8 protein-coding genes are annotated in these 12,926 nt (G+C 30.9%); all 8 read right to left on the reverse strand.

All coding sequences use genetic code 11. From position 1 onward, the window contains the following. The gene (locus tag D9842_RS06665; protein ID WP_121661845.1) at nucleotides 1-4,098 is read right to left on the reverse strand and encodes a DUF6079 family protein; all 4,098 of its coding nucleotides are present in this window, start codon (nucleotides 4,096-4,098) and stop codon (nucleotides 1-3) included. Then, nucleotides 4,095-4,553, reverse strand: coding sequence for a hypothetical protein (locus D9842_RS06670; RefSeq protein WP_121661846.1), 459 nt, complete (start codon nucleotides 4,551-4,553; stop codon nucleotides 4,095-4,097). Before D9842_RS06670 ends, D9842_RS06665 begins: the two co-directional genes overlap by 4 nt. Continuing rightward, nucleotides 4,540-5,325 carry a hypothetical protein gene (locus tag D9842_RS06675; RefSeq protein ID WP_121661847.1) on the reverse strand — a complete coding sequence of 262 codons (786 nt, stop codon included), beginning with the start codon at nucleotides 5,323-5,325 and terminating at the stop codon, nucleotides 4,540-4,542. Before D9842_RS06675 ends, D9842_RS06670 begins: the two co-directional genes overlap by 14 nt. A gap of 15 nt (nucleotides 5,326-5,340) precedes the next feature. Continuing rightward, nucleotides 5,341-8,442 carry an N-6 DNA methylase family protein gene (locus D9842_RS06680; protein ID WP_121661848.1) on the reverse strand — a complete coding sequence of 1,034 codons (3,102 nt, stop codon included), beginning with the start codon at nucleotides 8,440-8,442 and terminating at the stop codon, nucleotides 5,341-5,343. Between the two features lie 12 nt (nucleotides 8,443-8,454). Next, nucleotides 8,455-9,036 carry a hypothetical protein gene (locus tag D9842_RS06685; RefSeq protein ID WP_121661849.1) on the reverse strand — a complete coding sequence of 194 codons (582 nt, stop codon included), beginning with the start codon at nucleotides 9,034-9,036 and terminating at the stop codon, nucleotides 8,455-8,457. 631 nt (nucleotides 9,037-9,667) lie between these two features. Further along, nucleotides 9,668-9,802 (reverse strand): hypothetical protein, encoded by a 135-nt coding sequence (locus tag D9842_RS26215; RefSeq protein ID WP_257535990.1) that lies wholly within the window; start codon nucleotides 9,800-9,802, stop codon nucleotides 9,668-9,670. Beyond that, nucleotides 9,796-10,878: a hypothetical protein gene (locus tag D9842_RS26220; protein WP_257535991.1), complete on the reverse strand. Its 1,083-nt coding sequence runs from the start codon at nucleotides 10,876-10,878 to the stop codon at nucleotides 9,796-9,798. Before D9842_RS26220 ends, D9842_RS26215 begins: the two co-directional genes overlap by 7 nt. Continuing rightward, complete coding sequence (locus tag D9842_RS26225; RefSeq protein WP_257535992.1) at nucleotides 10,871-12,901, reverse strand: DEAD/DEAH box helicase; 2,031 nt, start codon at nucleotides 12,899-12,901, stop codon at nucleotides 10,871-10,873. Before D9842_RS26225 ends, D9842_RS26220 begins: the two co-directional genes overlap by 8 nt. Nucleotides 12,902-12,926: the final 25 nt, after the last annotated feature.

Consider the following 12,926-nt stretch of genomic DNA (forward strand, 5'->3'; position numbering starts at 1 on the left):
TCAATCCTCAATGTCTACAAACTTTATATATTGATCATCGTCAATACTTCCCTGAGCATCTATCATTTTCTTGAACTTTGATAACAACTCTCGTTTTGGATATGCCTTATTTGCAAACGCCTCTATTAGTTTGTTGATATCACGTTCAACTACCTTAGCATCCGCACTAAGGGCTTCGTTAATAAATGCAATTAATTCTGGATGTTCTTCCAATAATACACGGTACTTATTTGTAATATTTGCATCTAGTTCTAACTCAAGCATTTTTTCAGCCAATAAAACAACATTAGTTTGTTTTTTTATTTCCTTAAGGTAATCGATTCTTTTTTTAATTTTATCCCTATTAAACGTTTCTGTTAATGAATACATATATTTATTTATTGCTTCATTAATTGCATCTATAAAGTCTGCTGGGTTGTTTACTGTGATTTGGCTACCTAGTTCAAAACCACAAGTACACGTCCAATTACTTTCTAGGAACCTAGAAGGGGATTCATGACAAGCCTTGTTCCATTCTTTTGCTAAGTCTGCCTGAATATTAATAAAGTCATAATCAACACTAATGTTTTCAATTTGATTAATCTTTTCAAGGAATAAGTAATCTTCACTGTATCTTATACCTTCTATGGCTTGGAATACTTCTTGATTATTTTGTTCATGATGCTCAATTACATATAGTTTTTCATATTGCTTTTTTAAGGCTCTAGACTCTTTTAGTAACCTCTCTTTAGCATTATCAAATATTAATACATCTCCACCCATTAAATAACTGTCAACCACGTCTTTTTGCTTTCTAAGTGTTTGATACTTATTTGCTGAAGGAATGACTAATTTGTTATCATTCATCTGATTGAATACCATTACTACTTCTGATTGATTGCTTTGTTCGTTTGTCTCAAAAAACCAATCAACAACTTTTTGATAGGCATTATCAAGTTCTTGTAACTTGCCACCCTCAAATAACTGCATATTTTGCGATACAAAGTATTCTAATCCGTCTTTAGATCCATTTAACTCTTCCACATTATCAACAAATTGTTTTATTGATTCAACAATTGAGTAAGTTTTACTGAAACTACTTCTATCTAGTTGAATATCACTTTGGAATTGTTCAATTTTATGTTGTAGTAATTCGATATTATCGAGCGTTTTTTGTTTATATGAGACTAAGTCTTCCCATAATTCCTCTTGATAGGCTAAGTCTTCCTTTTCAAAACGTTGACCAAATAAAACCAATGTTAATTTCATTAAAGGTTCTATAAATTTGGTATCAACAAATTGTCCTAATTGAAATTTATGAATTCCAGTTTTTATTGGCAGTTTTACTTGTGGTAATTGTATTCGCTCATCACTCTTCACAGGAAGTAAATAACCCTTTTTCATAAGTAGCGAAAATAATAGTTCAACCGTATTTTTATCTGGACCGAATGATGACTTTCTCACTGTTTTAAACAATTCGTTATAAGTAACCTCACCTGAATTGGAATTCGAAACAGTATCAATAACTAATTTAATTAATTTATTATCATTACTATTTAGTCTGAATTTTGTTTTTCCCTCAATTTGTTCAATCTCTCCGAACTTTTGAACAATATGTGTAATAATCCTCTGTTCATTGTGAGGCGCATCGTTAAAATCCTTTACTCCGAATATATAATTACCAATGAACCTGTTAAGCATTTGCTCGGATAGTGGAATATATTCTTCAGGTCTAATAAAAGTATGATCACTAAACGAAAGTTTTAAAGCGGCTGAAATGATTGATTGAATGATTTTGGTAAAAGACTCTGCTGATAATATAGTATCGCCTAATTCACCTTCATAGTTGAAAATTGAACCATCCAAATATAAATTTCGTAGAATGCTTTGTACTTTTTCCTCATCATTATAAATAAATTCCTTAACCTTCTTGATTGCCTCTTCTAATTCATTTGTAGCAGAGTATTTATAGTCTTCTTCATATTTTTGTAAAACCCTCAAATAGGCGTAATAACGCTTAAGTTCTTCAAGTTCCTTTTTTCCTTCAGGACCATCTAATTCTTTAGATGGGAGCCAGCAAATTATATTTTTTAATAATCGTCTGTCTAATTCTTTTGTTGTATCTTTGCTACCTCCAAATAGGGTTAAATTAGTAACATTTCCTTCTAATATAGAATCTACTGCTTGTTTAAAAAATTGTCTTTGATAATCAATATCTAAAAATGTTCCAATAAGCAGGTAGTAATCAGTTTCAGAGTCCTTAATATTTCTTAAAGCACGATTCAATATTTCCTTTTTCCCAATCTCGTCTACACGACCATATTGGACAATCCCTTGGCGTTCTGTATTATTCCATTTCGCTGCTGTATATGTTGACGGTTCATTATACTGAGAAATTGGAAGCGGCTCTGTTACAAGTGCTTTCATTACCTCGTCCACAATAATAGAACTGTTCTTGCTTTCAAGTGTGTTTAAAACCTGTTTCGTATCATTCTTAATTTTTGTTACTACACTTGTGTCTTTACTTATATAGTAAATGTTATCTCCATCATTTTCTTTATCTATAAACTCAATATACCGGCCCTTGTCGAACATTTTATAAAGTATTTTATTTACTTTACTCTCTGCTAAATCCCCTTTAAGTTTTGGATATTGAATCATATAAGTTAAATCCCTTACATTGTATTCCTCTTCCGAATCCAAGACCTTCAATAGTGTCATTAGGTTTATTAACCTTATAGCATATTCCTTTTCGTCACCATCAAATAATTCACTTACTCTTCCTTTTGCGTCCCCTTCAAGCCCCATGTAATAAGCATAGATTATTTCAAAGATATCTCTTTTACTCGCATCCTCTTTTATACGATCTTGAAAGTGAGTGTATATACGATCTGGGGTTACTAAATGCTTTTCGTCTTTATCTAATATACCTTCCCCGTCCTTATTACCTTTCACTTCTGTTAATATGAAGTCAACAAGAGACCTTTGTCGGGATAAGAATCGAAGGGACTTTGACAATAAGTTTAAAGTTTCAGGGTGCAAAGGATACGTTTTAAGAAACTGGTTAAGATCGGTTTTTTTAAAGGCATTGTATTTGTCTTCAAGGACTGTAGCAATTTCTCTGATTCTATCCTTATTATTTTTAACTATTAGTCGTTGGTCAATGATATCTTCTACATCTGTTACAGTTAAACGTAACTGATTTTCAGAAGGAAAACGGTCTCTCATTAACTGATATACGTCAGGTACTGTAATATCATTCAATGCATTAAGAAATGAACCAATTATCCAAGCGGGCAATTTACTTTTATACTCTAATAACTGTTTTAAAAATAAAGCGTCATTTCTAGCATTATTTCCTCTATCATTCAGATATTCAGATAACTCATCGATTAACACTAAGAGTCCATCAAAGTTTTCTTCCTCTAAATAATTAAATAAATATTCTATTCGCTCAGTACGTCCACGATCTGGATTAAAGAAGGAAATCTTTTCTTTATTAATAAATTCCTTCGCTGCTCCTGTTATGGATCGTTTACTATTTAATTTTTCTTTAATATCGAACCAACTTCTATATCTCTGACTAGACTTTTCACTTATAAAATCCGAAAATTTCCGATTAAAGTTTTCATTGCCAATAATCGCCTCTTCAAACTGACGAATATAATCGCTTTCATCTGTAAAGGGAAAACCTGTAATATCCTCTGCTGCTTTAAAAAACATATCTTCTAAGGAAACATTTGCTCCTCCCTCTTCTGCAACAATTGGTACAGTAAATACCCTTTTGCCTTCCACAAATGATTTTCCTTTTTTGATTGTTTCACTTTTTAATTGAAGTAAATCAAATGCTTTTTCATTTTTCATCAATAATCCGATTACAGATAAAAAGTGTGATTTACCAGAACCCGGTAAACCAGTAATTTGGAATCCTTTTCCCTTCTCAGGTGCCGTTACAATACTATAAAAGAAACTTTCTAAATTTTCTTCTACATTACTAGTGATTACATAACCTTTCAGTAGTTCTTCTTTCTTTTGATGGTCTGCATCTTCCAACAAATTTTCTTTTAATTTTACTATTTTATCTATATCCGGTACTTCAATGATATCCCTTACCTTCATTGTAATCCTCCTCCCCAATTAATAACACTGTACGCATGTGATGGTACTAGTTCTCTAAACTCATCTGGAACAATAACAATAATTGTCCTATTCTCTTCGGTTTCGCTCATTATTATTTTTAGCCACTCTGTTTGTTTCTCAGCAAACAACCATTCGCAGTGGTCAATTACTAAAAGATCGTCTTCTTTATTATTAAAAAGTTGGGCAATTATATTAACAGAATCATATTCAAATTCCTCTGGGAACATACTATATGTATCAATTTGTTCTTGTCTTACTTCTTCTTGCAAATATAACCCCAAATCAATATAATGTTTGTCCCAAGAATCCCCAAATCGTTCAATTAAATAATCTTTAACTCCGTTTGTTTTTCCTTTTTGGTGTTCCCCAATAATAAATAATAACTTCCTTTTTGCCATTGACGATAATTTTGAATTTATTCTATGCTTCAACATTTGCCATCACCTTTTTGACAAAGTCATTTAATGAAGAGCATGTAAATTGGAATTGCTCATTTGCCCCCATTTTATAGAATTCTAAATAATTATTTGCAACCAGCCATTTTATATAACGATCTGCTAGAAAGCGGTCAATTAATAAATATTTAAAAGACTCCGCATTATGTAATCTCTCTGTATTTGGTATTCGATTGTCCTGAATTACAAAAAATTCATAGTATAAACTGAATGCCACTGTCTTATTAGTCGGTCGCAATCGTTCATTCACAATAAAAATCGTTTCATATTTTATCGGGTCTTCTTTGACAGATACAATATTAAAGTCTTTTAGTATGGTTGTTAAAACTGATAATGTCTTCTCAACAGATGAAGGTTTATGTTCTGTCATTCGCAGCGTTAAATAGTCCATTAGGTCAGTCCTTGTAAAACTCTTATTTAATAAACCTTTATATATATCCTTTAATACAATTTGAAGTGTTACAGTTTTAACAACAGTCATGTAAAAAAGGATTTCCTTCTTCGTTTGATAACTATCGATTCCACTAATCAATTCCAGAAAAGGGGTGTAAACAACCTGACGGTCTTCCAATACTAAATACCGTTCAAATAGTCTTCTACGATATTTTATAGATGTTGATTCGCTAAATGGCATAACATCTTCAAAATATTGTTTTACAGCTTCCCTATTTCTTTCATATTTTATATACTCAAGCGCCTGTAAAGTTTCATCTACAGGCACTCTTTCTGACATGGGCAATATCCGGTCCATATACAACCCTTCCATCTAATTAAAAGTCTTTCTTACCTTTTCGGTAAGTAAATCAATATAATCCTTTTTATCAATAAAATCTAATTCTGTAAGTGTTTTTAAGAATTCTTCTGCCTTTTTGTTTGTTTTACTCATACCCTCAAATACTGTTCCAGTATATTTTTCATTAGAAGATGAAGTAAAATATTCAAGTGAATCTACAAAATACTTCTTGTGAACTTCATCGGAATTATTTGAAAGACCATATACATCGGTATCATATTTAACTAGTCGTTTTGGAGTCTTATTTTCTTTTTTATTTTTTAGGTAAGTTTTGAATGTATCCGAATATTCATTTAAAACTTTTTTAATTACCTCTCCTGATTTCTTTGTAAAATTATTTCCTTTTAATATGGTCACAAATCCTGAAAGTTTCTTATCGTTTGTTATTTTATTTTCAATTAATTTAATCGAATAATAAGAATTAATTTCTAACAAATCTATAGATTTATTTAATATATATAATTTTGAATATCTAAGTAAGTTTACACTAAAACCTTCTATCATATAAAAGTCCTCATTTTTTATATGTTGATTTCTATATGATAAAGCACCTACCAAACTTAATTTGTGTTCATAACAGTGTTGTTTTATATGCTCATAACTCTTTGTAAAATCATTTCCATTAAACAACTTTTTATATTCATCATTTGAATTATTAAGAAGTATTTCATTTGGTTTTACAGCGTATAAATGATCGACAAACTCATTTATTTCATGAATATTATCTTCAACTTTTGCATTTAATAAATCAATTTTTATTTGTACCTTAGCGTATTCTTCTTTAATACCATTGACGTCATTAGAAGTAAATTGCATTTCATTGTATAACCTTTTTATTGATTTTAGATTTCCTATAATCTCATTCACTAAATTGGAAATAATTTCCACCCTTTCAGGTTCAGTAAATTTTATTGGTAATTCTTCTAATTGGTGTTTTTTTATTTTAGGAAATAGTTTTTTGTTATCGCTATAATTTTTTAACCAGTAATCCTTCATGTAATTTGAATTTAAAATTGCTAAAATATATTTCAAGTCAAGATTAGGATGTTTAGGCACTAAATTATATAGTGTATTTATGGAATAATATTCACCAGTATCATGAGCACAAATTGGCTCCGGTCCACCAATTTGTCTAACAACTAACTTTTCTGTCAGTTGAAAACTATCATTTCCTCCTGATTTTATATTCTCAGGTTTATGGTGTAAAAATGTTCCCTCCTGCTGATCTATATAATATTTTTGAATGTCTTTACCATTTATACATGGAATCCATTCGTCATTATGCTTTATATTACTAATATATTTATTTTTATCAAAAGTCTGCGCCCCAAAATAAACACGTACTAGACTACCTAATTCTTCGTATTGACCCAACTCATGTGTGTTTTCAGACCTTAGATTAAAAATATATTTATGATTCTTTAGAAACTCCTTTTGACTTGCATAATGTTCAATAATTTCATTTTCACTGTCTTCTTTTACTAAGACACTATCTTCGTCCAGATCATTTTTCTTTACTTTAATAATTGCTACATCTACATATGCATCTTTAAAGACTTCTTTTGGAATAATCCTTATTTCTTGTATATCAAACTGTAATAAAAAGCCTCTTAGTTTATCATTAAAAACATTTGTCAAATAAGTATTAGGAGTAATAAATGACATATATCCATTGTCATTTGTGGATATTAACCCTCTCTCCAGAAATAGGTGAAATAAATCAGTTTTGTATTGTGCTGATTCATAACGATTTCTGTAATAATAGACTTTATCATTTGGAACATTTCCTTCCTGACAAAGCAAATAAGGAGGATTGCCAATAACATAGTCATATTTCTTATTCCAAAATTCACATCTTTTCACAAAGTCAAAAGCATCATTAAAAGAAGGATTTATTATTTCCTTATTTCCATATAAATCAACATATTTTAATTCAAGGAATAAACCACTGGTTTTTAATTCGTCTCTCAGTTTTCGCCACTCATAATCTTCTTCCCATTTTATTAGGCTATCACATTCAATTATATTAATTTCGTCAGTTATGAAATTGTCTAAGTCCTTAAGAAGTAAATTAATTGTTGTTATCTGCAGCGCAAATGGGTCAATATCTGCTCCATAAATACAATTCTTTAAAATGTGATAATGTAAATATTTCTTAGTCCAATAATCTTCTCCAGTTACAATTTCCTTGAAATCTCCATACCTTATCTCATATGAGTTTTCTTTAAATTTTTCCTGTAATATCAATAAACTTTTTTCGAATTTTTCTCTTAGAATATCATAGGCCATTATAAGAAAATGGCCTGATCCGCATGAAGGGTCCAAGATACTAACAAAAGGATTTTCAATTACATTAACACTTTTAACAGTGTTATTTAAAATATATTCAATTACAAAGTCTGGTGTATAAAATTGGCCTAATGTTTTTCGAGTTTCACGATTCATAAACTTCTCGTAAACATCTCCTAGGACATTGTCTGTGGAGTCTCCAAAGTCATATTTCGATGTATCAAGAGTTACTATTATATTTTCTAATATCAATTCAAATTCTCTATAGTGATTTTTTTCATATAACTCCTCGTTTTGAAAGAGAAGGTCGATTTCTTTTTTATTTGGAATCATCCAATCATACTTATCCTCTTTATACAAAGAAATATTATTATATGATTTATGCATATCTTTAAATGCAAATTTAACTAACTCCGATAAACTATAATTTGAAATTAATTTTGTCCATTTTTGAAATCCAACTAGAGATAACTTTTGCCCTGCATTTGGACTAACTTCTTCACCCATAACCTTGTCTTCATCATTTAGCATAAATCCCTTATCTTCACAAATACGTATAAATAAAATTTTATTTAACAATGTATAAGCAGATCTATGAAAGTATTGCTCGTTCCATGCTAGTTTCTCTTCAACAGTAATTTTAAAAGCCTTTTTATATTCATCTAAAATCAAATTTTTAAACTTAGAATCATTTTCAAACTTGTACTCAAAAATTACTTTATAGACTTTAACAATTTGTTTATGTAATTTTTTCAAATCGTTAATTAAGAGTTCTTTATTTATCATAAGGCACCATCCTCATACCAAACCAACTTGTTGTAATAAGAAATTAATAATGGAAGAAGGTTGATTAAACTTCTGAAGTTCTTCCCTTTTTTCAGCACTATACAAATTTTCAATAATTGTTAATGTTGTATTTGCATCTAAGGTTTTAAAATCATACTTTGCAAGTAAAGGAATATGGTTAGTTATTACTCTTTCCATTTTACTCACAAATTGATCTCCGTCATAAATTGACTCAATAAATATATCAGAAAGATCCCTCTCCCTCTTTATATCTTTTTCAGCAAGTTGATATAGTACATCATAATCTTTCCTGAAGTTTTTACTCATTTCATACCAATTACTTAACCCTTCTTCATTTAGTTTCACTTTTACCCTTTGCATCGATTCCTCTATCATTCGAATTAATATGTATTTAAAAATTGCATGTATAACAATCTTCTCAATAAAATATTCTTTAAATCTTTCAGGGCTATATTTCCCTTTGTACTCATCCCGATACCTTTCAACACTTTCCAAACTCAAAGAATTAATTAAATCTCGCTTTAAATTAGACATGTCATCTAAAAATTGTTCTTGATTACTCTCAATATTCATAAATAAACCTCCAGAAAAAATATCCATCTTTTTACCTATTTTAACATAGGCATATACTATATTGGATTATTTTAGAAAAAACAATAATTGATTTGTCAATACTACTTTCCCGAAATTTATATAAGACTCAATAACATTCTCTATATGAACATTTTTACAATATAATAAACAAAACATAAAAAGCAGCATTCATACATAAATCTAAATAGTTGCTCTGTCTTTAGTTAAATTGCTCCAATCTTTCTATTGTTAATTCAACACTTAACTTATAATGATCTTTTGATAATCAATTATTTAGTTATGTAGTTAAGTTTTTCTAACTGGTAATACTTATGCCCTTCTTAAATAGAGATTTGCACAGGATAATGTTCGCTTTTCTTATCTACTTTTACATCAATAAAACCATAAACTCCTGAATGAACAATCTCACAAATATCCTCTGTATAAAAATTTCTTAAGAAAAGGTGCCTGTCCCCACTTCGTTAAAAGCCTGAGGGACAGGCAACCTTATACTAATTAAATAAATAAAATTTTTTTTAGTACAAGTGATAATCAACTCACTTCTTTTTGTTTTTAACAAACAAGGCTAGTTCCTGAGTATTTTAATGGATTATGCTCCAAACTCATTGCATCATTTGTTATACTTCGTAAACCAAGAAGGTCTCCTCTTTGTAGCTCGACTACCTTTATCCGAATAGGTAAATTGAATTCCTTGTTTTCTAAGGGATTCCAAAATAGGTTTTAAACCTTGTTCATCAACTACCATAATGCTCCACCTTTTGTGCGCATATCAATAACATCAAATCCTTGACCTTTTAAATATGCTACTAATGAATCAGTCTTTTTAATTTTATTTCCTTTCGTTTCTAAAGTAGTAGTCAATTTTGAAGACTGGTCTTCAAATAATTTCAGTTGTTCTGGTTTATTAGAAGTAAATAGCTCCAATTGCTTTATCTTAACAGGTTGATTACGGTTATTAGTAGGTGTCTTTTGAGTATTTGAATGTTCTTCACCTTGCTTTATTTCTTGAGAATTTTGATTTATTATTTTTATTGGAATTGGATTCTTTTGTTCTGGATGACTTTTTAGTACATTACTAATATCTTTGTTTTCCTCAGGCAGATTTTCCAGTGTTTTCTCCATATTCAGGTTTGTTGATTTTTTCATATCTAAATCTTCCACGTTATCTTTCTCTTTTATTATTTCTACTTGTTCATCTGCAGTTAGAATATTTGGTTCTATCCCCATACCATCCAGTTTAACCCATAATGACTCCATTGCGTTTGCAGGGTTAGCATAGAAAGCACTTCCCCGGACACGCCAAAATGTCCATCCAACTCGTTCTAGCACTCGTTGACGATCCATATCTTCTTCCCATTTTTCTAGACCAAGCCACCTATCACCGTCACATTCTACTGCTAATCTGGTTCTCATCCCTTCTACAACAAGATCTATTTTTTTACCAAGTGTACCTACTTTAACTTGTGGAATGACCCTATAGCCTCTAGACAGAATTAGAGAATATACATCTTTTTCAAATTCAGAATCGAACTCTTTCTCATGTTTCTTCAATGCTTCCTGCACTCTGTATGGTTGTTTACAATATTGAAGTAACTGGTAGCGAATATCATTCGGATTTAACTGACTAAGATCCACTGAGTGGAACAAGATCATTTGGTCTCGTCCTCGACTCGCTGCTACGTTGTACCTTTGTAAATCAGACCTTTTTGATAATGAAGCGAAACGAACATTCGGCGCAATAACCATTGAAAGGAAAATAATATCTCTTTCATCACCTTGAAAAGCATATGCATCTCCAGTAATTAGCCTCCTGTTAATCATTTCCTCCTTCTCTTAATAGGTTCTCAATAATCCTTGCTTGGTCATGACCCTGGAGCGAGATTACACCAAATGTCTTATTGTTATATTTAGGATCTTCTATACAATTGGCAATGTATTCTACAATTGCTTCCGCCTCGGGTTCATTTATTGCTTTAGATGTGCCTTCAAGACGATAGCCATCCTCCACTCTAATAGCGTTAACAGGTGGTTCAAACACCTCACTCCCAATAGGAAGACGAAGTGGGTCAATCATCCCTCCATACATTAAGTCATTGCTAAACTGAATGATCTCAGGTACACATCGATAATGCTCTTTTAACACGATTTTACTATCAAAAATTCGGTTCGCCGTGTCATATAAACTTGTGCGAATATCAAATTGCATTTTGTTAGGTATGTCGTAGAGGTATCGTTCAATTAGGTCATGAACTTCACTAATTTCAGTTCCAACACTTTCTGGGCTAATTTGATTTTCATCCCCAACAATAATTGCTTTTTTTGCTCTAAGAAGTGTAGTTAATGAAAATAAGTTACTTTGACTACTTTCATCCACGATAATCACATCAAACAAATCTTCCGCTAATTCAAAGTTTTCGATAACACGCTGCACTGGCATTATCCATACCGGAATTGCACCTTTTGCTATCATCATTTCCTTACTTGCATCTTTTCGATAGATATTTGCATATTTCCCTGTCCCTTTTCCAATTCTTTGGACAGCCTTTAACCAGGCAAAAAGACTTCTTTTTTGACTACCTGTCGTTCTAATTATTTGTTCTTTCCAAGTTGACTCAGCGACTAAATCTTTTATAATTTTATTCTCTTTTAATTGTTCCAGTTTTCTTTCCTCTTCTAGCTTTTCGATTTTAGGTTTCGCCTGAATTTCCTTCACCCAATAATCAACCTGTTTCCATAACCAGGCATTTGACATGTCTTTAGGAGGGAAGAGTGAAGTACCTTTTCCACCATGCTCCATTAGTTCCATAGTCCATTTAGGCACAACTGCATAAAGTTTTGCTTTTAGATTGGTAAATTGAGTATAGTCTTTTTCCAGTCCTTCTAATCGAATAACTTCTTCAAAACAGTTTCTCCATTTATTTTTGTCGCGTTGTTGTAAAGCATCGAAAAAGTCGTTCCATATTGAATGCGATTTGATATGATTTATCCTATTTGATAAGTATGTGTTTACTTCGTCAATAAATTGTTGTGCTTCTTTCCTTATTTCAATAAATTTTAGAGCCTCTAAACCGTTTAATAGTCCCATAAACCATTGAACATCATTGAAAATAGGTTTCCCTGGCGTTCCCACAACATCTAATAACTCCTTGTACTCTTGATTAGATGCTATGATCCAATTAGCTGATTCTTCAATTAAAAAACACTTCTCCCTCATGAATACTACAAGTCTTTTTTGATTTTCCTCTAACAACGGCCCCTCAATTTCTTCTAACATACGGTTCCATTTTGTAGTAAGTCTTTGCTTAAAAGTGACTAACTCAATATTCTTTAGTAAAAGCAAAACATCTTCTACATTACGAATAGGTAAATCATTCACTTTAAGCTCATCATCAAACAAGTATTTCATTTTTCTACCCGAGACATTTTTGTAAAACCAACCAACTTTAGGATTAGCTGAAAGCTTTTCTTTCAGGATTAATAAATCTTCTTTTAAATCAAGTAGACTTTTACTTGAAGGAAATATAAATGAGTGCTCGCTTAACTCTTTTTCTAGTAGTTGAATATCATTTAATGTTTCTCGAACTTCATTAATAAACTGCAACCAGTAGTTTGTTTGTTCTGGATCCTTTAAACAGTCTTCTATAATGGTTTCTAGCCATTTTTCACTTTGAAGTACCTTTAATCTATTAATCGTTGTATTGGTTGTATTTATCCATTGATCGAACTTTACATTTGATAGGTCTTTTGGAGACCAACCACTAATGTCTTTTCTTGTTTGATTTATCCTTTCTTCTATATGAAGTAGGTCATCTACTTTTTGTGAAAATGCATTTGGATCAGGCAATATGCTACTTGATGGTAGATTTAAA

The organism is Metabacillus litoralis (genome assembly GCF_003667825.1).
GTDB lineage: Bacteria > Bacillota > Bacilli > Bacillales > Bacillaceae > Metabacillus > Metabacillus litoralis_B.